Genomic DNA, 23,869 nt, shown 5'->3' on the forward strand with positions numbered 1-23,869 from the left:
CCATTCGCGGGAGTGAGATCACATCGGCGTAACGGGCGAGATGTCCATAGGTTGACACCGACGGTGGCCGTGCACTGAACTTGACCTTGTCGAACCGTCCCGCACGGCCGGCCCATCTTTGGCTCCGCATATGATGCAAAAAGAGCCCCGCCAGAGGCAGGGCTCTTGGGCGTCTTGGCGGCCAGTTTATTTCTGAGATGGCTGGCCCGACGTCGAAGGCGACGGCGCATTGTTCTGGTTGGTTTGCCCAGACTGCGTATTCTGGTTGGTGCTGGGCTGATTGGTGGACTGATCGTTGCCCTGGGCCGGAGCCTGGCCGGTCGTCTCGCCCGAAGGCTGTCGTGTGCCTGCCTGGCCCGATGTCGTCGGTTGGTTCTGTTGAGCCTGGCCGGTTGTGGATGGCTGGTTCTGCGAAGCCTGTCCCGTGGTCTGGTTTTGCTGCGCCGGCGCGTTGGTCTGGCTGTTGCTTTGCCCGGTCGTGTTCTGAGGCGTCGACTGGCCAGTCTGACCCTGACCCACCGACGTCGATTGGCCCTGCGTGGCGCTGATCTTGTTCGACACGCCAAGCGCAGCGACCGTGCGGGAATCGATCGAGCCAGTGGTCTGGAAACCTTCCTGTCTCTGGAAAGTCATCAGTGCGCTACGCGTATCGGATCCCAGGATGCCGTCTGCTTTGCCAGACAACAGGCCTCGTTCGATCAGAACCTGCTGAACAACGCGGATCTCGTCGGGGCTGAGATCCAGCGCAGCAACGCTGCCACCGCCACCGCTCGACCTGCCATGCTGCGCATAGTGCGTCCGCGGGCCGGCGGGAATAACGTCGACAATCCTGCGGCCACGGTCGGTGACGACGATCTCGTCGTTCACGACGAAAAAGCTGTCGTCGCGATAGTCCGGATAGACGTCGATCAGCGCGGGGTAATCCGAGATCGAGACCACGGAGATGTTGCGTGGTACGACCACGCCGGCATTGACCCGGAAATTGATGGAATTTTCGTTGACCCGCACGCGTTCCACATTACGTGAGCTCAGCACCGACTGCTGCAGCCTTGTTTGCTGCTGTGCGTTCAGCTGCACGCGGCCGGACATGCTCTGGGTGTTCCCGGCGTCGGGCTGCGCCTGAGCGTTGGCCTGTCCTTGCGTGTTGGCGCCGGTCGTCGTGCCCTGACCCTGCTGTGCACTCCGGCCTTGGGCGTTGCTGTTGGCGTTGACGCCTGTGGTCGTGGTGCCCTGATCCTGTTCGTTCTTGCCTTGGGCGCTGCTCTTGGTGTTCGCGCCGGTGGTTGTGGTGTTCTGACCCTGCGCATTCTTGCCTTGGGCATTGTCCTTGGTATTGGCGCCTGTGGTCGTGCTCTTGTTGCGTTCCGCGCCTTGTGACTGGCGCGTGCTATCGCGCTCGCTACGGCTCTGTCCGACGGTCTGGTCCTTCAGTCCGCTCTTGTCGTTAGCGGACTTCGACTGACGCGCATTGTCACCAGCGCTACCGCTCTGACCGACCGTCTGGTCCCTGCCATGCTTCTCGTATTTGGATTGGGACGCACGTGCTTTGTCGCGGTCGCCGCCTTGACCGACCGTCTGCCGCTCGCTGTTGCCGGCTCGGCTGCTATCGCGCGCCGCAGAAGGACCCTCGGCCCGACCGCCTGCCCGGTTCTGCGTCATTCCTTCGCCATGGGATGCGCCACCTGCGCCCTGCGACATCGAACCGGCGGACCGGCCGTGTTCCGCAGCACCTTCGCTGGCTGCGCCACCGGCGCTCGTTCCGCTTCCGCCTCCGCCAGCGCTCATTCCGCCGCCGGTACCTTCGCGTATCCCTTGCGCCGACGCCAGGCTGACGCCGGCGAACAGCACTGCTGTTGTCAGCAGGAGCTTGTTCTTCCTCGTGTTCATCTGAACCTCCTTGGTTTGCTTCGCCGCATTTCCCGACGCGTGTACATTCGAACGCCAGCTGGATGATCCGTCGCGATCGCGCGCGTTGGACCCTTCAGATCGAGCGGAAGGCGTCGACCTCCGGTCTCGATGGCCCGGCGCTCCACGCTGGCCTTGCTGCGGCCCTCACGTCACCAGTGATGATACCAGCGATGGTGATAGAAGTGCCGCCGTGGGAACGGTCCGCCATAGTACGCATAGGCTGGGCGCACGACTCGGCGATACCGGTAGCCGTAATAGGCCGGAGCGTACCCGCTTCCGTAGTAGGTCGTGGTGTAGCCGCCCCAGCGATATGGTGCGTAGCCGCCGTAATATGCCGGTGCGTAGCCACCATAATAGCCAGGGTATCCGTAGTAGCCATAGCCAGGGCCATAGGCGTAGGCCGACGAGGCGAGGCCACCGAACACGGCACCTGCGATCAATCCGCCCGCCAGCGCCGGACCGAAACCGCCGCCCCAGCGGGCTTCCGCCGGCGTCGGCGCTGCTACGGCGCTCGCGCCGAGGGCGCCGACGGTTGCCAGAACAAGCGCAGTCTTTGTCATCTGCGTGGGCTCCTTCGTTAGTGTTTCGATGTCGGCCCAACATCAACGAAAGGCAAAAGTTGCAAGCGCGAGCCCGCGAGCGACAGGAATCATGAAGATAAACGAGCGTTCATCTCGATGAACCTGCGCGCGCCGATGACGGCCGCCTCATGACTGGTCGCGCTGATCGAAGATCAATACCCCGCTCTGTTCCGCGGCTGCGCCTGGAACGCATCACCCAGCGCAAGTGCTCTCCTCGGGATGCGACGGTTTGGCGCACTCGCGGCCCTCAATGGAACGGCGATGCAGTCGCGTGTCTACTTTGGCGAAAGGGAACGCGTAGTCATGTCCCATTTCCGCATCGAGCGCGGCGATTTCAATACGCGCTTAATTCGCTGCAAAGTGCGCAAGCGCCTTGCGATCGATCTCGATCCCAAGGCCCGGGCCGTCCGGGACACGCACGATGCCTTTCTCGTGCTCGATCGGCTCTTTCAAAATCGCCTGCCGGATCGGATGTTCGGTCCGGTCGAATTCGAGCATCGGCTCGAGCGGTGACAGCGAAGTCGGCGTGTGCGAGGGCAGCACGGCGAGGAGCTGAAGCGAGGCGGCGATCGCGATGCCGGTGCCCCAGACATGCGGATTGTAGCGGATGCCGAAGGCCTCGCTCATGTCGGCGATCTTCTTGCATTCGGTGAGGCCGCCGGCCGCGCAGGTGTCGGGTTGGGCGATATCGAGCGCATGGGCGGCGAACAGGTCGCGAAAACCGAAGCGCGTGAATTCGCACTCGCCGCCGGCGATCGGAATGGTAAGTGCGGATTTCACCGCGCGATAGCCCGCGACGTCCTCGGGCGGCACCGGCTCCTCGAACCATCCGATATCATAGCGCTCGATCATGCGGCCGAGCCGGATCGCAGCGACCGCGTCATAGGCGTGGTTCGCATCGACCATCAGCGCAACATCAGGACCGATCGCCTCGCGCACCGCGCAGGTGACCGCGGTATCCTCCGCGATCCCGAAGCCGACCTTCAGCTTCACGGCGCGGAATCCCTCGGCGGCATAGCCGGCCGCTTCTTCCGGCAAATATTTGCGCGGATCGCCCGATTTGCACCGGTACAGGCCGGTCGCATAGGCCGGCACCTCCTTGCGCGCGGCGCCGCCGAGAAGCTGGTGCGCGGGCACGCCAAAATGCTTGCCCTTGATGTCCCATAACGCGATGTCGATGCCGCTCAACCCCTGAATCACGACCCCCTTCTGGCCGTGATCGCGCAAGCGAGCGTACACAGTCTGCCATAGCACGTCGGTCCGCAGCGGATCCTCGCCGATCAGCCACGGCGCGACATTCTGAACCACCGCCGCCGTGATCCGTGCCGGGCCGTAGCATTCACCCCAGCCGACAAGTCCGTCATCGGTCTCGATCTCGACCAGCATCGCGGTACGCGTGTCGTACCAGGCGCGCGAGTAAGCGAAGGGCTGCGAGAGCTTTGCCTCGAGAATGTGCGTGCGCACATTGGTGATTTTCATCGGCGCTGTCTCCCGTTCACCGCGTTTCGTCCAGCGTGCAAATCACCGTGCAGACGACACCGCGCGGCAGGAAGTCGATGGTCGCCTCGCCGCCGAGCTGGTCGCGCGCACTGCGCTCGATCAGGCGCGAGCCGAAGCCGCGCTGCACCGGCGCCGTCACCGGCGGTCCGCCGATCTCGGTCCAGATCAGGCGCAGCCGCGGCTTCGGCGCATCGGCGATGACTTCCCATTCCAGCGTCACCCGGCCGGTCTCGTTGGATAGCGCGCCGTACTTTGCGGCATTGGTGGCGATCTCGTGCACGATCATCGACAGCACCACGGCGAGCCGTGGCGACAGCGGCACCGCGGGTCCGGCCATGCGGATGCGTTCGGGATTGTTCAGCAGGAACGGCTGTAGCGCGCGGGCGATCACGTGCCGCAGCTCGGACCCCGCCCATTTCTCCTGGCTCAGCAAATTATGCGCTTCGGCCAGCGCGCCAAGCCGGCCCTCGAACTTCGTCCGCTCGTCCCGGCTTGAACTTCGGAATGTCTGCACCGCGATCGCCTGCATCAAGGCCAGCGTGTTCTTGACGCGGTGGTTAAGCTCATCGATCAGAAGATCGTGCAGCATCTCGCCGCGCGCGATCGTGGTCGCCATCCTGACCGCAAAGGTCAGGCCGGTCAGCAGCAGGATGCCGCCGATCAGGCTGGTGATCGCGATGTTGCGCCAGAGCGGAGCGATCAGCGAGCTCTCGGCGACGCCGGCGGCGACCGTCCATCCGGTCAGCTGCGACCGCGTGTAGGCTCCGGCCAGGGCGACGCCGTCGAGCGACACTGCCGGAAGCGATGCCTCGCTGCTGCGGAACATCTCGGCGTAGAGCGAGGGCGAAGCGCGCTTGCCGACGGTTTCGCTGGGGTTCGGCGCGCGCGCGAATACGATCCCCTTGTTGTCGAGCAGCGACACCGTCCAAAGCTTGTCGGGCTGCTGCTTCTCCACCAGATCCTGGAAGATGCTGATCGGCGGGCTGAAACAGAGGTCGTAGATCACCTCGCCGTTGCGAAACACTGGGACCTCGACGGTGAGCACCTGTCGCCCATTGATCGCGCCGGTGAACAGGTCGGAATATTGCCGCGACCTGGTCGCAAATACCTTCTCGATGATCTCGATATGACCGCGTGGCGGCAGGCTTGCAGTGTCCTCCGTTGCCGAGGAGAACAGCAGCCGGCCGTTGCGATCGGAGATCAGCACGAGGCCGCCCTTGCCGTATTGGTCGACGAAGCCGAGCGCGATGCGGCGGAAGTTCTGGAAGTCGTCGTTGCGCAGCGAATTCGTCAGCGCAAGGACCTGCAAGCCGCCGGTCATCCGCTGCACCTCGGAGTCCAGCACGAGGCGCATGCTGCGTACGTTCTCCAGCACGCGGCGGGTCGCGTCGTTCCGGTCCTGCTTGTAATTGTAGACGGCAATACCGACCGCAAAGATGATCAGCGGCAACATCGTTCCCGTGACCAGAAGAGCGAGCCGGACCGGCAGGGTGAGCTTTGACAAAACGCGGGCGTCCCGGTTCCGGCGCAGCGGCGCCGGATTATGATTTTGGGGGGACCATACGGGTGGGACTTGCGCTGCGCCACGATTTTCGCGTTCGGCGGGCCGTTGAAAGATGAGTTATTGCAGCGCAGCCGGGGACGCCTGCGCATCAGCTCATGTTGATCGCGGTCAGCAGCAGACACATGGCGTAGGCGGCCGCCTTGCGTCACGCCTTGATCAGTCGATTTCCTGAACGACCGTGCGCGAAGCGGGATCCACCAGCATCACGCGATCGCCGGTATAGACATAGCGATACTTGGTGAGGGAGGGACCCCAATCCGTCGGAACCGGCTCGAGCTCGACCTCGCTCGGCACCGTCGCGCCGACAATGATTTTTTCCTTCGTCGTAACCGGGCGAACGCGGTGCTCGGTGACGTAGGATTGGATCCTGGTTCGGTATTGCGGCTCGATCTGAACCGCTGTCGCGTGCCCGGTTCCGGTGGTCACCACGGCGGATTGCGCGAAAGCGCCGGTCGTCATCAGGATGGCCGCGGCGGATAGCAAAAACAGCTTCTTCATATTGTCCTCCACGTAAGACCAAGCGCCGCACCAACATTCCACCGCAGGCACCGTTCCCCGAAGTCAGGAACAAAGTGCCATTTTTTCCCGTTGTTCGGATCGACCGGACCGAAATGCCCGGCAGCTGGAGGAGGAAGATCATGAACACGAAGCTTGCGACTGCGGCATTGATGATTGCCGCATTCTCCCTGCCGGCGTTCGCGGCCAACGAGTTCTACGTCGTGCAGGACGTCAAGACCAAGAAGTGCACCATCGTCGACAAGAAGCCGACGGACACGTCGATGACCGTCGTCAGCCCGTCGGGCACCATCTACAAGTCGCGCACCGAGGCTGAAAGCGGCATGAAGACCGTCAAGGTCTGCACGTCCAACTGAGGAGGATGACACAATGCCCGTTCTGATTCTGTGGGCCGTGCCGGCCGTGCTGGTGCGCACAGGTCCGCAAGCCGTCTGTCTGATACGAGAAGGAGAAGGGCTCCCCTCAGCCCGCCACACGTCGGCAGGAGCGCAAGTTGCAGTGCAACAGCTCGCGCAAGGGGTGGCCCTGCGACGAAGAGGACCTCCCGCGCACGCGAAATGACTTCCGTCCCGCCGACGTTTTCCATACGCTTCCCTCTCGCAAGCCGTATACCGGCTGCGCTCACGGCCCGGCGACAGGGCCGGAGTATCAAAGGGAGGGGAGACGATGAAGCGAAGATCATTTCTCGCTGGGCTCGGCGCGACCACTGCGGCGGCTGCGATGGGCATGCCGTCGATCATCAGGGCACAGTCGCCGATCACGCTGAACGGCGCGGTCCAGTTCAACGACGACCACGCCTTCAACCGGGCACTGCTCCGGTTCGAAGAGCTGGTCAAGAAGTACTACGGCAAGCCCGTCAACTTCACGCTGCACAGGAATTCCTCGCTCGGTCTCGAAAAACAGTATTTCGAGTACATGTCGCAGGGCAAAGCCGTCGATTACGGCATCGTCTCGCCGGCTCACATGTCGACCTTCGCCAAGGCGGCCCCGTTCATCGACGCGCCCTTCGTGTTCAAGGGCATCGAGCACATGAACAAGGTCGTCGAAGCCAATATCCTGGCGCCGATCGCCGACGAAGTCGCGGCCAAGGCCGAGGTCGTTCTGATCGGTTATTCCGGCGGTGGCATCCGCAACATTTTCGCCAACAAGCCGCTCAAGACTCTCGCCGACCTCAAGAGCCTGAAGGTGCGCGTACAAGGCGCGCCGATCTGGTCGAAGACCTTTGCGGCCGTGGGCATGAGCCCGACGGTGATCGCCTATAACGAAATCTACAACGCGATCCAGAACGGCGTGATATCGGCCGGCGAGAACGAAGCGGCCGGCGTCGAGGCGATGAAGTTCTACGAAGTGGCCCCGCATCTCAACCTGACCCAGCACGCCGTGTCGATCCGGCCGATCTGCTTCTCGGTAAAGACGCTGAAGACCTTGCCCAAGGACTTGCAGGACGCGATCATGAAGGCCGGCAAGGAGGCCGGCGATTACGGCCGTCAGGTGGAGTCGAGCGAAGAGGTCGTCAAGCTCGACGCGCTGGAGAAGGCAGGCAAGCTCAAGCGCGTTCCCTTCGAAGAGCGGGACGCCATGAAGAAGCTCGCCGACCCCGTGATGGCCACCTACGCCAAGGAAATCGGCGCGGAAGGCATTTTCGAGAAGATCAACGTCGTCTGAGAACTGTCGCCGCCCACGCGACAGGACGTCGGGGCAAGCCAGACGACTTGCCCCGTTGCGTGATTGTGATCCCCGGAGTCTTGATGACTGAAATATCGATGCCACCGAACCCGTCGTCTATGGCGCCGAGCGACGGCGGCCTATGCAAAATTGCTGGAAATCCTGCTCGCCGCCTCGGTCGGCATTCTGGTCATTCCGGTCACGTTGCAGATCATCTCGCGCTACACGCCTTTGATTCCGTCCTACATCTGGACTGAGGAGATGGCGCGGTTCATGTTCATCTGGACGATCATGATCGGCGCCATGGTCGGCATAAGAGAGTCGCAGCATTTTGAAGTCGATGTCTGGCCTGATCTGTCACGCCGAAGCGAAGCCATGGTGCGGATTCTCGCGCGGCTCGGCGTGCTGGCGCTGGCGCTGGTGTTCGTATCCGCCGGCATCGAGTTCACCCGCTTTGCCTGGAACAGAACTTCGGAGCTGGCCGATCTGCCGCTTTGGCTGATCCACGTCGCCTGGCCGATTGCCGGCGTGACCTGGATCGTGTTCGCCGGTGAACAGATTGTCGACGAGATGCGGATTCTGGTTGGGGCAAATCGATGAGCGGCAATGTTCTTTCTGCCGGACAGGCCGCAATGATCCTGTTCGGTGCTTTCGTTGGCCTGCTCATCATACGCGTGCCGGTCGCCTTCGCGCTTGGGCTTGCCTGCGTGCCGATCCTGCTGATCGAGCCGCATCTGTCGCTGATGACGCTCGCGCAGGAAACCTTCAACGCCTACAATTCGTTCATCCTGCTGGCGGTGCCGTTCTTCCTGCTCACCGCCAATCTGATGAGCATCGGCGGCATCACCGACCGGCTGGTCGCGCTGTCGCGCTCGATGGTCGGACACTGGCCGGGGTCGCTGGCGCAGATCAACGTCGTGCTGTCGGTGTTCTTTGCCGGCATCTCCGGCTCCTCCACCGCGGACGCGGCGAGCCAGTCCAAGATCTTCATCGATGCCCAGACCAAGGAGGGTTACGACCTCTCGTTCTCCATCGCCATCACCGCGGTCTCGGCCGTGCTCGCCGTCATCATCCCGCCCTCGATCCTGATGATCGTGTGGGGCGGGCTGATCTCAACCTCGATCGCCGCGATGTACCTGGCGGGGATCGTGCCGGGATTGCTGATCGCCGGCGCGCAGATGGCGACAGTGCATGTCTATGCCGTGCGCCGCGGCTATCCGACTTATCCGAAGGACACCTGGAGGGAGATGTGCTGCGCCATCTGGCGCTCGATACCGGCGCTGATGACGCCGTTCATCATTGTCGGCGGCATCCTGCTGGGGTGGTTCACCGCGACCGAATCCGCCTGCGTCGCGGTGCTTTATTCCGTAGCGCTGTCGACATTCTTTTACCGTGAAACCGGCGCGCGCGAACTCTACAGGGCGTTGCTCGACACCGGGCGCCTGGCCGGCGTCGCGCTCTTCTGCGTGGGCACCGCGAGCGCGTTCGGCTGGCTGTTGGCTTATTACAGGATCCCGCAGGAACTGCTGGCCAACGTCTCGACCTGGGGCATGGGTGCGATCGGGGCCGGCTTCTTCATCGCGTTCTGCTTTCTGGTGGTGGGCTGTTTTCTCGACGCCATTCCGGCGATCATCATCGTCGGTACTGTGCTGGAGCCGCTCGCCAGGTCCGTAGACCTCCATCCGGTCCAGTTCGCGATTATTTCCATTATATCGCTCGCCTTCGGGCTGGTGACGCCACCCTATGGTTTATGTCTGATGATCGCCTGTTCGATCGCCGGCGTGCGGCTGCGTTATGCGCTGAAGGACACGGTGATCATGCTGATTCCGATGCTGCTCGTCCTGGCGGCAGTCATCGTCTGGCCAAGCGTGTCGCTGTTCCTGCCGCGTCTGATCGTGCCGGAGATGTTGAAATGAGCGGGGCGTGATCCCTGTTGGCCTAGAGATTGCTCTCGGTGATCGCGGCGTAGACCATGCTGCGCAGCTCGCGCCGGAGCGGATAGGCGCTCGACGGCAGCACTTGCGTCATGAAGATCGCAATCAGCTCCTCGGACGGGTCGATCCAGAACGAGGTGGTGGCCGCGCCGCCCCAATTGTACTCGCCGGGGCTGCCGGCGATCAGCGTCTCGGCCGGCCGCATGGTCACGGCGAAGCCGAGGCCGAAGCCGATGCCGTTATAGGCAGCTTCGGAGAACAGGGAGCGCGACACTTCGGGCAGCGAACGGCCGCCCGGAATGTGATTGCTCGTCATCAACGCCAGCGTCTTCGGCCCGATCAGCCTGACGCCGCCGAGCTCGCCGCCATTGAGCAGCGCGCAGCAGAAGGTGAGATAGTCGGCAACTGTCGAGCAGAGGCCGCCGCCGCCGGAGATGAAGGAGGGCGGGACGAGGAACGAGCTCGTCGCCGGATCGTCCTGGAGCGTCAGGCCCTCGCGCCGCTGACCGGCATGAAAGGTCATGCCGCCACCCGGGTCGGCCGAGTAACAGGCGGCGAACCGGTGGGCCTTGGAAGCCGGCACGTGGAAATCAGTGTCGGTCATGCCGAGTGGATCGAGGATGCGTTGTTTCAGGAACTGCTCGAAGGGAATCCCGGAGATCTTGCCGACGAGGTAGCCGAGCACGTCGGTCGCGACCGAGTAGTTCCAGGCCTCGCCCGGCGAGAACTCCAGCGGGATTTTAGCGAGGCTCTCGATCATGGTCTGGAGCGTGCCTGATTTCTCGACCTCGCCGATCTTTTCAGTGCGGTAGGCGGCGTCCACGTTGGAGCGCTGCTGGAAGCCGTAGGTGAGGCCGGCGGTGTGGCGCAGGAGGTCGACGATCAGCATCGGCCGCGACGGCGGCCGGGTCAGGAAGGCGGGCGCGTTGCCGGCGACGAACACGCCGAGATCCTTCCACTCCGGAATGTACTTGGCGACGGGCTCGTCGATCGCAACGAGGCCCTGCTCAACCAGCATCATGAAGGCGACGCTGGTGAGCGGCTTGGTCATGGAATAGATGCGGTAGATGGTGTCGTCCTTGACCGGCAGCTTGCGCTCGACGTCGGCAAAACCCTGAACCGAACTATGCGCAACCTTGCCGCGCCGATAGACCAGGAGATGGGTGCCCGGGAAGCGGCCGGCATCGATGTAGCGGCTCTTCAGATGCGCATCGACGCGGTCGAGCGCGACCTTGGACATACCGACGGATTCGGGCGAGGCGGGGGTAGGGGCGAGCATCAGTTCCTCCGGGCAGCTTTTCTCGGAAGGTTGATAGCCGAAATGGCAGCCCCATTCCAAGCGCGTTGCACCTAACGCCGCCCGGCCGACTGGTGTAGTCTCGACCTTGCAACGCCTCCAGGGAGCCGCAAAGATCCCCATGGGCCCACGAGAAAATCGCAGGCAAACGCACCATGACCCAGTTCAACGAGACTGAACTCACCGAAGCCGTCGTCCGGAGCTTTGACCAGACACCCGACCCGCGCGCGAAATTCCTGCTCCAGGAACTGGTGAAGTCGCTGCACGATTACGTGAGCAAGACCGGCCTCACCTTCGAGGAATGGGAATACGCCATCGATTTCCTGACCCGCACCGGCCAGAAATGCACGGATACCCGCCAGGAATTCATCCTCCTGTCCGACGTGCTCGGCGTCTCCATGCTGGTCGACGCAGTCAACCACCGCGAGCGCGAGGGCGCCACCCAGACCACAGTGCTCGGGCCGTTCTATGTCGGCGAGCACAAGGTGACGGCGCACGGCACCGACATCTCTCCGAACAATCAAACCGGCGAACGGATGTTCGTGCAGAGCCGCGTCACCGATCTCAATGGCAAGCCGCTCGCGAATGTCCCCGTCGACGTCTGGCATGCCGATGATGACGGCTTCTACGACTCACAGAAGCCGAACTATGACGAGGTCGGCGCCTCCGCGCGGGCCCGCTTCATCACGGATGGCGACGGCCGCTTCTTCTTCCGCACCATCTTGCCGTGCAGCTACCCGATCCCGACCGATGGCCCGGTCGGCGAGATGATCGTGCAGACCAAGCGTCATCCGATGCGGCCCGCGCACGTGCACTTCCTGGTCAATGCGAAAGGCTACGAGCCGCTGATCACCCATGTCTTCATGGACGGCGACAAATATCTGGATTCCGACGTGGTGTTCGGGGTCAAGGACGATCTCGTCGCCAAAGTCGAGCCGCGCAACGATCCGGCGATGCCCGACGGCACCAAGGCAAGCGGGCAGTGGCACTTGATGAGCTACGAATTCCACCTCAAGCCGGGCGGCGGCATGGCGCCGAAGCCGCTGGGGACGAAGGCGGAGGAGCCGGCCTGACGGTCAGGCGCGAGCCGCGCGCGCCCGCCCCCTCATCTCCCGATAAAGGCCGCCAGCTCGTCAGGCGTCCCCATGGGGAAGGCTTCCTTCATAAAGTCGAGGAAGGCGGATACGCGCGCGCTTAGGAGCCGACGCGATGGATAGAGCGTCCACAACGCGATCTCTGGTCCGTCGATGTCGCCCCAATGCACCAGCGTGCCGCCAGCCAGATCGTGACTGACCAGTGACACCGGAAGGCGTGCGGCGCCGACGCCCGCCCGGACTGCATCGCGGACCATGACGAGCGATGACAGCCGAAGGACTGGATCAACCGCGATGCGCGATCTTCCGCTTGGCACCGTCACTTCCCAGGTTGTCAGCTGGTCGCCCGGTCCGCGCATGACAGCCGGCACAGCGATGCCGTCCCTCGGTCGTTTCAGGTCCGGGCTCGCCACGACCACCAGCCGATCGCGCAGAAAGATTCGTCCGACAAGGCTGTCATCTGGATCGGGATTGACCCGAATGACGAGGTCATACCCTTCCTCCACCATGTCGACGGAGCGATCTTCCGTCGTGACCTCGAGACGGACCTCCGGGTATCTGAGCGCGAACCCGGCCGCGAGGTTTCCCATTGCAGTTTGCGAGAACAGCAAAGGCGCGCTGATCCGCATCCTGCCTCGCGGGCTGTCCCCGCCCGAAGCGATCGCTGCCGCCGTCTCGTCTAGCTCGGTGAGCAATGCCCCCGTCCGCTCGTAAAGGGCGCGTCCTTCCTGGGTGAGTTTCACGGCGCGCGCGCCGCGCTCGAACAGGCGCAGGCCGAGCGCGGCTTCCAGCTCCGCGACCCGGCGGGAGAGGGTGGCTTTCGGGCGCCCGGCGGCCCGTGCGGCGCGTCCGAACCCGCCGTGCCGGGCGACGAGATTGAAATCGGCGAGTGCGAGCAGGTCCATCGTTCCACCAGTGAGACGGTCTGTCTAGATATATCGTATATCGGTTTGAATGTGGATCACTAATTTCCCCTGTGTCTTCTGACCCAACCCGGAGTGATCCCCATGACCATCCTCGTTACCGGCGCAACCGGCACCATCGGCCGCAATGTCGTCGAACAGCTCGTCAAGCGCGGCGCCGATGTCCGCGCGCTCGCTCGCGATCCCGCAAAGGCAAACTTGCCGGCGGGCGTCACAGTCGTGCAGGGCGACCTGCTCGACGTCGACTCGCTGCGCAGCGCGTTCAATGGCGTCTCGACCCTGTTCTTGCTCAACGCTGTGGTCGCCGATGAATTCACGCAGGCGCTGATCGCACTCAACGTGGCCCGCGAGGCCGGCGTCGAGCGCGTGGTCTACCTCTCGGTGATCCACAGCGATCGCTACGTGAACGTCCCGCACTTTGCCGGCAAGTTCGGCGTCGAGCGGATGATCGAGCAGATGGGCTTCAACGCCACCATCCTGCGCCCCGCTTACTTCATGAACAACGATCTCACGATCAAGGACGTGGTGACCGGATACGGCATCTATCCGATGCCGATCGGGAGCAGGGGGCTCGCCATGATCGATGCGCGCGACATCGGCGAGATCGCGGCCGTTGAGCTCATCCGTCGTGAGCGAGCCGCAGCGCCGCTTGCGCTCGACCGCATCAATCTGGTCGGTCCCGAAACGCTGACCGGCGCGAAAGCCGCCGCCGTCTGGTCGGAGGTGCTGGGTCGCACGATCGCCTATCCCGGTGACGATACCGCCGGCTTCGAGAAGAATCTCCGGCAGTTCATGCCGAGCTGGATGGCCTACGACATGCGGCTGATGAGCGAGCGTTTCCTCACCGAGGGAATGGTCCCAGAGGCTGGCGACGTCGAGCGGCTGACCGCGCTGTTGGGGCGTCCCCTGCGCTCCTATCGCGACCTTGTCTCCGAGATCGCGGCCTTTGCCTGACGGCACGGGCGCGTCTCATCGCGACAACGTGCGTGGCTACACCCTTGATCAGCGCGCGTGCAACATCGCAAGCAGGACCACGACGACGCAGGCGAGCGCCGCCGTGGTCAATTTCCAGAACATCAGCGGGCTGCGCTCCAGCAAGGGCGTGATCCGCGTGTCGAGATAGGCCGGATTGGGCGAGCGAAGCTCGAAGACGAATTCGGACAGATCCTCGTGCCGCTTGTAGGGATCCGGATGGAGCGCACGTCTGAGCGCGCCGTCGACCCAAGCAGGCACGTTGCTGTCGTCGTTGGCCGGGCGATATTTGAGCCTCCGCACGTCCGCCTTGCGCCGGATACTGGCGATTTGGGTGCCATAGGGAAGCTTTCCCGTCAGCATCTGGTAGCAGATCACGGCCAGCGAAAACATGTCGGAGCGCGGCGAGCCGCCTTGCCCAAGAAAATATTCCGGCGCCGTGTACTGGACCGTTCCCAGAATTTCGTCGGCCTCGTCCTGCGGCGCGGCCTCCGCGACGCCTGCCACCCTGACTGATCCAAAGTCGATGATCTTCGCGGTCCCGGTCTTGTCGATCAGGATGTTGTCGGGCCTGAGGTCCTGATGCAGCATTTCCATGCGGTGGAAGGCGCGCAGGCCCGCGGCGATTTGCTCGACCAGTCCGCGGACGGTTTCGAGATCGGGGCGTGGATTGTCCGTCATCCATTGCCGCAAGGTCTGACCTTCGACGAATTCGGTGGCAACGTACAGATAGCTGCGCCGTTTCGACTGCGACAGCGGCTTCAGCACGTGCGGGCTGTCGATCCGGCGCGCGATCCACTCCTCCATCAGGAAGCGCTTCAAATAGGCGGCATTGTCGCGCAAATCGATCGACGGAAGCTTCAGCGCGACCGGCTCTTCGGTTACTGCGTCGACGGCAAGGTAGATGTGACTGCGGCTGCTGCCGTGGATTTCGCGGACGATCCTGTAGCCGTCGAAGATTGCCCGTGGCTCCGGCAGCGGGGGAAGCGGCAGTTGGGAGGTCTGGTTGAAGATGCCGGCTGGCTCGCGGTGCGGCACCGCATCGATGCGGAGGATCTGGACCGTGATGTTGTCGTCGCTGCCGCGCCGGTAGGCTTCCTCGACGATCGCTTTCGCCGCCTCGTCGAGCCCGGCTGCATGCTCGCTGAGCGCGCTCGTGATGAAACGCGCGTCGACGAATTCATAGGCGCCGTCGGTCGCCAGCAGGAAAGTGTCGCCAGTCTCGATTTCGAAACTCTGGTAGTCGATCTCGAGCTGCGGATTGATGCCGAGCGCGCGGCCGAGATAGGTTTGCTCCGACGACACGATGATCCGGTGATCGTCGGTCAGCTGCTCGAGCGCCTTGCCGGCGACGCGATAGACGCGACAGTCGCCAACGTGGAAGATGTGAGCGGTGGTCGCCTTGATGACCATGGCGCTCAGGGTGCAGACATAGCCCTTGTCGCGGTCATAGGCATATTGGCTCTTGCGCGTCTGCGCGTGCAGCCAGGAATTGGTGGCATCCAGCACGCGGCGGGCGGAGGTCTTCACCGTCCAGGATTCCGACGTGCAGTAATAGTCCATCAGGAAGCTCTTGACCGCCGACTCGCTGGCGATCTGGCTCACCGTGCTGCTGGAGATGCCGTCGGCGAGGACGGCCGCAATGCCCTTCAGGCTGAGCATCGGCTCGTCCGGAACGAGGACGCCGTGAAAATCCTGGTTGATGGGCTTGCGACCCTTGTCGGAATGCTGGCCGACCGAGATCTGAAGTCCGCGGGTCATTGTCATCACCGGCAAAGGGGAGCCTCACCCTGGTCGGACGAGGCTCCCCTGTCGAGACGTTTTCGATCAGGCCGCAACGCGGGTCGGCGCGGCCTTGCCGGCCTGCCGCTTCGGTTTGGTCATGACGTGCGTGGTGTAGAGGGTCATGCCGGTGAAGGCGAGGCCGCCGACGAGATTGCCGAGCACGGTCGGGATCTCGTTCCAGATCAGATAGTCCATGATCGAGAACTTCGCGTGCAGCATCAGGCCCGAAGGAAACAGGAACATGTTCACGACGGAATGCTCGAACACCATGTAGAAGAACAGCATGATGGGCATCCACATCGCGATGACCTTGCCGGGGACCGAGGTCGAGATCATGGCGCCGACGACGCCGGTCGAGACCATCCAGTTGCAGAGCATGCCGCGCATGAACAGGGTCGCCATGCCGGCGGCACCATGCGCGGCGTAGCCGAGCGTTCGGCCTTCGCCGATATTTCCGATGGCCGCGCCGACCTTGTCGGGCTCTTGCGTGAAACCGAACGTCGTCACGAAGGCCATCATGAAGGCGACGGTGAGGGCGCCGCCGAAGTTGCCGACGAAGACGAGGCCCCAGTTGCGCAGCACGCCGCCAAGCGTGACGCCGGGACGCTTGTCGATCAGGGCGAGCGGTGAGAGCACGAACACGCCGGTGAGCAGATCGAAGCCGAGCAGGTACAGCATGATGAAGCCGACCGGAAACAGCATCGCGCCGACCAGCGGCTGGCCGGTGTTGACGTTGATCGTGATGGCGAACCATGCGCCGAGCGTGAGGATGGCGCCGGCCATATAAGCGCGGATGATGGTATCCCGGGTGGACATGAAGATCTTGGACTCGCCCGCATCCACCATCTTGGTGACGAATTCCGAAGGCGCGAGATACGACATCAATGGTTCCTTTGCTTTGTAAGAGAGATCACGCCCTCCTGCGAGAGCGATTGAACGTCATTGGCCGTGCGGGCTGCCTGCCGCGCACGAGGGCTTGGAATGGTTTCGGAAGCCTTGGGAATCGCGTCACGACGACCGAGCCGGGAAGGGCCGCGAAGCAGTTGAACTTCCTCGTTGCGGCCGCCAGAGGCTGCAACCATGCGGCAAAGCCGCAGTCTTCGTTGACATGATGGAAGAAGCAAATTGCGTGCCGGGGCCTGCAGCTTGAAAAGAGTTAGCGATATCAATTAGATACCATTGCCAAGGTTCAGATTTCGATGCACTCCATGGCCTTATGCTTGAGCCGCTGCATAGTATTTGTGCGCCGCACAAGGATTGAGCAGGTCGCAAATTTCACGTGCGGACTAAGCCTGCGACAGACTGGCGCAGCGCCCATAACATTATGAACTGGCGTCGCTTTTCGCTGTTTTGGGCTTGGCACGAAGCTTGAATAGTTCCCAGCCGACGCCATTGAAGCCGTCCCGCGAGACTTCTCATCCGATTTGTGACGCCACCAGACGGGGGTTTCCCCCGTCGCGCGTTCGCATGGGCCTTTTTTGGGGTCACGGATGGACGGGCTGCTCGCGTGCACTGACGCAATCATTCTGCAACGACGCAAAGGACGACACCGCCAATGACCAAGCGCACCCGCCGGCCCTCGGAAACGATCGGCCTGAACCGCCGTCAATTGATGAAGGCTGCCGGCTCGACCGCCGCACTCCTCGCCGCTGCCAAGCTGAATTTCCCCGCCGGCGCTTTCGCGCAGGACGCCGGCCCCGAGGTCAGGGGCGCCAAGCTCGGCTTCATCGCCCTCACCGACGCGACCCCGCTGTTCGTCGCGAAGGAGAAGGGCATCTTCGCCAAATACGGCATGCCCGATGTCGAGGTCCAAAAGCAGGCCTCCTGGGGCACCACGCGTGACAATCTCGTGCTCGGCTCCGAAGGCAATGGCATCGACGGCGCGCACATCTTGACCCCGATGCCGTATCTGATCTCGGCCGGCAAGGTGACGCAGAACAACCAGCCCACGCCGATGTACATTCTGGCGCGCCTGAACCTGAACGGTCAGTGCATCTCGGTCGCCAAGGAATATGCGGACCTCAAGGTCGGCATCGATACCGCGCCCTTCAAGACCGCGCTGGAGAAGAAGAAGACCTCGGGAAAGTCCGTGAAGGCCGCGATGACCTTTCCTCGGCGGCACCCATGATCTCTGGATCCGCTACTGGCTCGCTGCCGGCGGGATCGATCCCGACAAGGACATCGAGACCATCGTGGTGCCGCCGCCTCAGATGGTGGCCAATATGAAGGTCGGCACCATGGACTGCTTCTGCGTCTGTGAGCCCTGGAACCTCCAGCTCATCCACCAGGAGATCGGCTACACCGCGATCACCACCGGCGAGCTATGGGACAAGCATCCCGAAAAGTCGTTCGGCATGCGCGCGGCCTGGGTCGACAAATACCCGAAGGCGGCGAAGGCGCTGCTGATGGCCGTGATGGAAGCCCAGCAATGGTCGGAGAAGGTTGAGAACCGAGAGGAAGCCGCTGTGATCTGCGCCAAGCGCCAGTGGATCAACTGCCCGGTTGAGGACATCACCGATCGCATGAAAGGCAAGTTCGACTACGGCACCGGTCGCATCGTCGACAATTCGCCGCAGCAGATGCGCTTCTGGAAGGACCAGGCCTCCTATCCGTTCCAGAGCCATGATCTCTGGTTCCTCACCGAAGACATCCGCTGGGGCAAGTACGAGGCGAATTTCGACACCAAGGCGCTCATTGCCAAAGTCAACCGCGAGGACATGTGGCGCGATGCGGCCAAGACGCTGGGCGTCGCTACTGCCGATGTCCCGGCCTCCACCTCGCGCGGCAAGGAAACCTTCTTCGACGGCAAGGTGTTCGACCCCGAAAATCCGGCCGCCTATCTGAAGTCGCTCGCGATCAAGCGCGTCGAAGTCTGATGGAGCCTGCGGCTGCCGTGAGGCGGCCGCATCGTCCTTGAGCCGGAGAGATAGCGATGAACATGCCTGCCACGAAGATGGACATTGAGACCGCGACCCCGACGGGTACCGCCGCGCCGGTCGTCGCGATGACACCGAAGCGGCCGCCGCGCGGCGAGACCTACGCGCGGATGGCGCGGGAGACCGCCGTGCGTGTGATCCCGCCGCTCGTCGTGGTCGCACTGCTGATGCTGGTGTGGGAGCTGGTCTGCCGCCGCGCCGGCTCGGCGCTGCCGCCGCCGTCGAAAGTCTTCAAGGACACCAAGGAACTGATCCTCGATCCGTTCTTCGACCACGGCGGCATCGACAAGGGTCTGTTCTGGCATCTCTCCGCCAGTCTCCAGCGCGTCGCGCTCGGCTATTCGCTCTCCGCCATCGCCGGCATTGCGCTCGGCGTCCTGGTCGGCCAGTCGGTCTGGGCCATGCGCGGGCTCGATCCGTTGTTTCAGGTCTTGCGCACGATTCCGCCGCTGGCCTGGTTGCCGCTGTCGCTCGCGGCGTTCCGCGACGGCCAGCCCTCCGCGATCTTCGTCATTTTCATCACCTCGATCTGGCCGATCATCATCAACACCGCGGTCGGCGTCCGCAACATCCCGCAGGACTACCGCAACGTCGCCGCGGTGGTGCAGCTCAATCCGCTCGAGTTCTTCGCCAAGATCATGATCCCGGCCGCCGCGCCCTACATCTTCACGGGGCTTCGCATCGGCATCGGCTTGTCCTGGCTCGCGATCGTGGCCGCGGAAATGCTGATCGGCGGCGTCGGCATCGGCTTCTTCATCTGGGACGCGTGGAATTCCTCGCATATCAGCGAGATCATCCTGGCGCTGTTCTATGTCGGCATCATCGGCTTCGTGCTCGACCGTCTGATCGCGGGCGTCGGCAAGATCGTCACCCGCGGCACCGCGCCGAACTGAAGGGAAAGCACATGACCACCTATTTGAAGCTCGACCACATCGACAAGGTCTTCACCCGCGGCGCGGCCACGACCGAGGTGTTGAAGGAAATCAACCTGACGATCGAGAAGGGCGAATACGTCTCGATCATCGGCCATTCCGGTTGCGGCAAGTCGACCCTGCTCAACATCATCGCAGGATTGACCACCGCCACCACCGGCGGCGTACTGCTGGAGAACCGCGAGGTGAACTCGCCGGGTCCGGATCGCGCAGTGGTGTTCCAGAACCACAGCCTGCTGCCGTGGCTGACGGTGTACGAGAACGTCAGGCTCGGCGTCGACAAGGTCTTCGCCAAGACCAAGAAGCGCGCCGAACGCGACGCATGGGTCATGCACAATCTCAACCTCGTGCAGATGGCCCACGCCAAGGACAAGCGGCCCTCGGAAATCTCCGGCGGCATGAAGCAGCGCGTCGGCATTGCCCGCGCGCTTGCGATGGAGCCCAAGGTGCTGCTGCTCGACGAGCCGTTCGGCGCGCTCGACGCGCTGACCCGCGCGCATTTGCAGGACTCCGTGATGGCGCTGCATCAGAAGCTCGGCAACACCATCTTGATGATCACCCACGACGTCGACGAGGCCGTGCTGTTGTCCGACCGCATCGTCATGATGACGAACGGGCCGAGCGCGCGCATCGGCGAGGTGCTGGAGGTGCCGCTGGCGCGTCCACGCAAGCGGCTCGAGCTCGCGACCAACGCCGCTTATCTGAAGTCCCGGCAGCGCGTGCTCGAATTCCTCTATGAGCGTCATCGCTTCGTCGAAGCCGCGTAAACGCGTCACCAACAGGTGCTAACGCAGCGCCTAACTTTGAATCATCAAGCTCAATCCTTGTGCGCCGCACAGGGATTGAGCGAATCGCAAAATTTGCGTGCGAAATAGTCATGCAAAAATTTGAAGCAATACGAACAAGCTTCTGAATTTCCTGCGTTTCCGGAATGCGCGCAGTTGGCACGGAAATTGAAACACCAACCGCGACGCCAACGACGCCGTCCCTCAACATCATCAATCAGCATCGCAACTCGCCACCGGGGTGAAGCCTCGGAGCGCGCCTCCGTGGCCGGGGGCAGAGCCTGCAACGACGCAGCGGTGAGCCTGGAAGGGATAATGTAATGACGAAGGATCCGACGTGGATTTCCGAATGGCGCCCCGAAGATGAGGCGTTCTGGAATGCGACTGGCAAGACTATCGCGCGACGCAACCTGGTCTGGTCGATCGTGGCCGAGCATATCGGCTTCTCGGTCTGGCTGATCTGGAGCATCGTCACCACCAAGCTGCCGCAGGCGGGCTTCCACTACACCACCGACCAGCTGTTCCAGCTCGTCGCAGTGCCCGGGCTGATCGGCGCGTTGATGCGCTTTCCCTACACCTTCGCGGTGACGACCTTCGGCGGCCGCAACTGGACCATCTTCAGTGCCGCGATCCTGTTCATTCCGACGCTCTCGCTCGCCTACTTTGTGAGCCAGCCCGACACGCCGTTCTGGCTGATGCTGCTGATTGCCTCGACCGCCGGCCTCGGCGGCGGCAATTTCGCGTCCAGCATGACCAACATCTCCTTCTTCTTTCCCGACCGGATGAAGGGATGGGCGCTGGGCCTGAATGCGGCCGGCGGCAATATTGGCGTCTCCAGCGTGCAGCTGTTGACCCCGATCCTGATGACGCTCGCCGTCATCAACCTGTTCCAGGCAACACCCGTCGACGGTGTCTTCCTGCAAAACGCCGGCCTGATGTGGGTGCTGCCGATCGCGATCGCGGTGTTCGGTGCGGTGTTCTTCATGAACAACCTGACCACGGCCAAGTCGTCGATCAGGAACCAGCTCGCGGTGGTCAAGCGCAAGCACACCTGGATCATGGCGTATCTCTATATCGGCACGTTCGGCTCCTTCATCGGTTACTCGGCTGCGTTTCCGCTGCTGATCAAGACGCAATTTCCGCAAGTCACGATTGCGATCGCATTCCTGGGGCCGCTGGTCGGCTCGCTGTCGCGGCCGCTCGGCGGCTGGCTTGCCGACAAGATCGGTGGGTCGGTCATCACGTTCTGGAATTTCATCGTGATGGCAGGCGCCACGGTCGGCGTGCTCTACTTCGTCGGGCAGAAGGACTTTATCGGCTTCCTGTCGATGTTCCTGGTCCTGTTCGTGACGACGGGCATCGGCAACGGTTCGACCTACCGCATGATCCCCTCGATCTTCCGCGAGCAGAATCTGTTCAGGGTGCGCGGCAAGGGCGATGCGGAGCGCGCGGTCGCCTTGAAGACGGCGAGCATCGAGAGCGGTGCGGCGGTCGGCTTCATCGGCGCGGTCGGCGCCGTCGGCGGCTATCTGATCCCGACCGGCTTCGGCAAGTCGATCGCGCTGACGGGAGGACCGCAGCTCGCGCTCGCGATCTATCTCGGTTTCTACGCCTCCTGCCTCGCGCTGACCTGGTGGTTCTATCTGCGTCGCAGCCCGCAGGGTGAAGGCGTGTCAAGCCTTGCCGGGGCGCGCGTGTAACACTTGGTACGAATTTCGCTTCTCTCCGTACGCGGGGAGAAGCATTGCCCGACAGTTTGATCATGAACCTGGTTCGCAACGGCGCGCACCAAGGCAAACCCAACAGGCAGGAGAACATCATGACGCCAGAACAGATCGCCCTCGTCCAGCAGAGCTTTGCCAAAGTCGCGCCGATTTCCGCGCAGGCCGCGGTGCTGTTCTACGATCGCCTGTTCGAGGTGGCGCCATCCGTGCGCGCAATGTTTCCCGAGGACATGACCGAGCAGCGCAAGAAGCTGATGGGCATGCTCGCCGCCGTCGTCGGCGGCTTGTCGAACCTGGACTCGATTCTTCCCGCGGCCTCGGCGCTGGCGAAGCGGCACGTCGCTTACGGCGCCCAGGCCGAGCACTATCCCGTAGTCGGCGCGACCTTGCTGTGGACCCTGGAGAAGGGGCTCGGCGAAGCCTGGACGCCCGAACTCGCCAGCGCCTGGACCGACGCCTATGGCGTGCTGTCCGGCTACATGATTTCCGAGGCCTATGGCGCCCAGGCGCAGGCCGCCGAATAGGAGACGCCTTGTGAGTGAGCCACTCGTCATCGTCGGTAACGGTATGGCGGCCGCGCGTCTGGTCGACGAGCTCGCCAAGACCGCACTCGGCCGCTACGCGGTTGCCGTTATCGGCGATGAACCACGGCTCGCCTACAACCGCGTTCTGCTTTCCTCCGTGCTGGCGGGCGAGACCGGCTCACACGAGATCGAGCTCCGGCCGGCCGATTGGTGGCGCAATCGCGGCGTCACGGTGCGTTACGGCTATCGCGTCACCGAGATCGACACCGGCCGACGCGAGCTCAAGATCGAAGGCGAAGAGAGCATGGAATATTCCAAGCTCGTGCTTGCCATCGGCTCGACGCCGCTGCGGCTCAACGTGCCGGGCGCCGATCTCGCGGGCGTGCACACCTTCCGCGACACCCGCGACGTCGACCTGCTGCTGACGCTCGCTGCCGCCAGGAAGCGCGTCGTCGTGGTCGGCGGCGGTCTGCTCGGACTCGAAGCGGCCTACGGCCTCGCCAAGGCCGGAGCGCCTGTGACGCTGCTGCATCTGATGGACCGGCTGATGGAGCGCCAGCTCGATGCGCCCGCTGCGGACCTGCTCAAGACGCTGGTCGAGCGCAAGGGCATTCGCATCCTGCTCAATGCCTCCACGGTCCGCATCCATGGCGAGAGCCAGGTCGAAGGGGTCGAGCTTGCCGACGGCAGCCGCATCGAGGCCGATGCCGTGATCTTCGCCGCCGGCATCAGGCCCAATACTGCGCTCGCCAAGGACGCCGGCATCGCCGTCAACCGCGGCATCGTCGTCAACGACGAGATGCAGACGGCGTCACCCGAAATCTACGCGCTCGGCGAATGCGCCGAGCATCGCGGCACCTGTTACGGCCTCGTCGAGCCTGCCTACGAGCAGGCGCGCGTGCTGGCGCGACATCTCGCCGGCCGGTCTGCGGCCTATCAGGGCAGCGTGGTCTCGACCAATCTGAAGGTTTCAGGCGTCAGCGTGTTCTCAGCCGGCGACTTCATGGGCGGGGAGGGCAGCGAGAGCCTCGTGCTCACCGATCGCAGGCGCGGCACCTACAAGAAGCTCGTCATCGCCGACGGCCGGCTCACCGGCGCCGTGCTGATCGGCGATACCGTCGATGCGCTCTGGTATCTCGAACTGATCCGCAACAGCGAAAAGGTGGCGGCGATCCGCACGGATATGATGTTCGGCCGGCCGCTCGCGCGTCCCTCGAAAGCAGCCTGAG

Annotated in this window: 19 protein-coding genes and 2 pseudogenes; 12 read left to right on the forward strand and 9 right to left on the reverse strand. The window is 63.2% G+C overall.

Annotation, left to right across the window (positions count from 1 at the left end):
* Nucleotides 1-186 precede the first annotated feature (186 nt).
* From ACVWW3_RS04325 to ACVWW3_RS04345, 5 genes are all read right to left on the reverse strand, one after another.
* A complete protein-coding gene (locus tag ACVWW3_RS04325; protein WP_456671882.1) occupies nt 187-1,848 on the reverse strand; it encodes a peptidoglycan-binding protein in 1,662 nt (553 codons plus the stop codon).
* Between the two features lie 209 nt (nt 1,849-2,057).
* The gene (locus ACVWW3_RS04330; RefSeq protein WP_354053145.1) at nt 2,058-2,468 is read right to left on the reverse strand and encodes a hypothetical protein; all 411 of its coding nucleotides are present in this window, start codon (nt 2,466-2,468) and stop codon (nt 2,058-2,060) included.
* A 366-nt stretch (nt 2,469-2,834) separates the two neighbouring features.
* A complete protein-coding gene (locus tag ACVWW3_RS04335) occupies nt 2,835-3,968 on the reverse strand; it encodes a mandelate racemase/muconate lactonizing enzyme family protein (protein WP_354104995.1) in 1,134 nt (377 codons plus the stop codon).
* A gap of 16 nt (nt 3,969-3,984) precedes the next feature.
* On the reverse strand, nt 3,985-5,442 hold the full coding sequence (locus tag ACVWW3_RS04340; RefSeq protein WP_354105144.1) for a sensor histidine kinase: 1,458 nt from the start codon (nt 5,440-5,442) through the stop codon (nt 3,985-3,987).
* A gap of 267 nt (nt 5,443-5,709) precedes the next feature.
* Nucleotides 5,710-6,051, reverse strand: a complete 342-nt coding sequence (locus ACVWW3_RS04345) for a DUF1236 domain-containing protein (RefSeq protein WP_354053143.1) — start codon at nt 6,049-6,051, stop codon at nt 5,710-5,712.
* A gap of 140 nt (nt 6,052-6,191) precedes the next feature.
* On the opposite strand from ACVWW3_RS04345, the gene ACVWW3_RS04350 reads away from it, so the two are divergent.
* The 4 genes and pseudogenes from ACVWW3_RS04350 (at nt 6,192) to ACVWW3_RS04365 (ending at nt 9,650) form a co-directional block, all read left to right on the forward strand.
* Nucleotides 6,192-6,425 (forward strand): hypothetical protein, encoded by a 234-nt coding sequence (locus ACVWW3_RS04350; RefSeq protein WP_247441295.1) that lies wholly within the window; start codon nt 6,192-6,194, stop codon nt 6,423-6,425.
* Nucleotides 6,426-6,735: 310 nt separating this feature from the next.
* Nucleotides 6,736-7,734: a TRAP transporter substrate-binding protein gene (locus tag ACVWW3_RS04355; RefSeq protein ID WP_456650817.1), complete on the forward strand. Its 999-nt coding sequence runs from the start codon at nt 6,736-6,738 to the stop codon at nt 7,732-7,734.
* An 83-nt stretch (nt 7,735-7,817) separates the two neighbouring features.
* A pseudogene (locus ACVWW3_RS04360) lies at nt 7,818-8,334 on the forward strand (TRAP transporter small permease).
* A complete protein-coding gene (locus ACVWW3_RS04365; protein ID WP_456650816.1) occupies nt 8,331-9,650 on the forward strand; it encodes a TRAP transporter large permease in 1,320 nt (439 codons plus the stop codon). The pseudogene ACVWW3_RS04360 and the gene ACVWW3_RS04365 overlap by 4 nt, the downstream one beginning before the upstream one ends.
* A gap of 22 nt (nt 9,651-9,672) precedes the next feature.
* Here the strand turns inward: ACVWW3_RS04365 and ACVWW3_RS04370 are convergent, their stop codons facing one another.
* Nucleotides 9,673-10,947: a serine hydrolase domain-containing protein gene (locus tag ACVWW3_RS04370; protein WP_456650815.1), complete on the reverse strand. Its 1,275-nt coding sequence runs from the start codon at nt 10,945-10,947 to the stop codon at nt 9,673-9,675.
* Nucleotides 10,948-11,120: 173 nt separating this feature from the next.
* Here ACVWW3_RS04370 and ACVWW3_RS04375 point away from each other — a divergent pair, with 173 nt between their 5' ends.
* Complete coding sequence (locus ACVWW3_RS04375) at nt 11,121-12,038, forward strand: intradiol ring-cleavage dioxygenase (protein ID WP_456650814.1); 918 nt, start codon at nt 11,121-11,123, stop codon at nt 12,036-12,038.
* Between the two features lie 32 nt (nt 12,039-12,070).
* On the opposite strand, the gene ACVWW3_RS04380 is transcribed toward ACVWW3_RS04375, so the two are convergent.
* Nucleotides 12,071-12,964: a LysR family transcriptional regulator gene (locus tag ACVWW3_RS04380; protein ID WP_456650813.1), complete on the reverse strand. Its 894-nt coding sequence runs from the start codon at nt 12,962-12,964 to the stop codon at nt 12,071-12,073.
* Between the two features lie 102 nt (nt 12,965-13,066).
* Here ACVWW3_RS04380 and ACVWW3_RS04385 point away from each other — a divergent pair, with 102 nt between their 5' ends.
* Entirely contained in the window at nt 13,067-13,936 is an 870-nt protein-coding gene (locus ACVWW3_RS04385) for an SDR family oxidoreductase (RefSeq protein ID WP_456650812.1), read from the forward strand.
* Nucleotides 13,937-13,984: 48 nt separating this feature from the next.
* Here the strand turns inward: ACVWW3_RS04385 and ACVWW3_RS04390 are convergent, their stop codons facing one another.
* On the reverse strand, nt 13,985-15,721 hold the full coding sequence (locus ACVWW3_RS04390; protein WP_456650811.1) for a protein kinase domain-containing protein: 1,737 nt from the start codon (nt 15,719-15,721) through the stop codon (nt 13,985-13,987).
* Nucleotides 15,722-15,781: 60 nt separating this feature from the next.
* Nucleotides 15,782-16,621 (reverse strand): formate/nitrite transporter family protein, encoded by an 840-nt coding sequence (locus ACVWW3_RS04395; protein WP_247342686.1) that lies wholly within the window; start codon nt 16,619-16,621, stop codon nt 15,782-15,784.
* A 673-nt stretch (nt 16,622-17,294) separates the two neighbouring features.
* Between ACVWW3_RS04395 and ACVWW3_RS04400 the strand changes: the two are divergent.
* The 6 genes and pseudogenes from ACVWW3_RS04400 (at nt 17,295) to ACVWW3_RS04425 (ending at nt 23,868) form a co-directional block, all read left to right on the forward strand.
* A pseudogene (locus ACVWW3_RS04400) lies at nt 17,295-18,615 on the forward strand (CmpA/NrtA family ABC transporter substrate-binding protein).
* Nucleotides 18,616-18,671: 56 nt separating this feature from the next.
* The gene (ntrB, locus tag ACVWW3_RS04405; protein WP_247441312.1) at nt 18,672-19,568 is read left to right on the forward strand and encodes a nitrate ABC transporter permease; all 897 of its coding nucleotides are present in this window, start codon (nt 18,672-18,674) and stop codon (nt 19,566-19,568) included.
* A gap of 11 nt (nt 19,569-19,579) precedes the next feature.
* Nucleotides 19,580-20,374, forward strand: a complete 795-nt coding sequence (locus tag ACVWW3_RS04410) for an ABC transporter ATP-binding protein (RefSeq protein ID WP_456650809.1) — start codon at nt 19,580-19,582, stop codon at nt 20,372-20,374.
* Between the two features lie 338 nt (nt 20,375-20,712).
* Nucleotides 20,713-22,092, forward strand: coding sequence for an MFS transporter (locus ACVWW3_RS04415; RefSeq protein WP_247342697.1), 1,380 nt, complete (start codon nt 20,713-20,715; stop codon nt 22,090-22,092).
* Between the two features lie 119 nt (nt 22,093-22,211).
* Nucleotides 22,212-22,640 carry a globin family protein gene (locus tag ACVWW3_RS04420; RefSeq protein WP_456650808.1) on the forward strand — a complete coding sequence of 143 codons (429 nt, stop codon included), beginning with the start codon at nt 22,212-22,214 and terminating at the stop codon, nt 22,638-22,640.
* 10 nt (nt 22,641-22,650) lie between these two features.
* The gene (locus tag ACVWW3_RS04425; RefSeq protein ID WP_456650807.1) at nt 22,651-23,868 is read left to right on the forward strand and encodes an NAD(P)/FAD-dependent oxidoreductase; all 1,218 of its coding nucleotides are present in this window, start codon (nt 22,651-22,653) and stop codon (nt 23,866-23,868) included.
* The last annotated feature ends 1 nt before the right edge of the window (nt 23,869 follow it).

It is taken from the genome of Bradyrhizobium sp. LM2.9 (assembly GCF_054056555.1).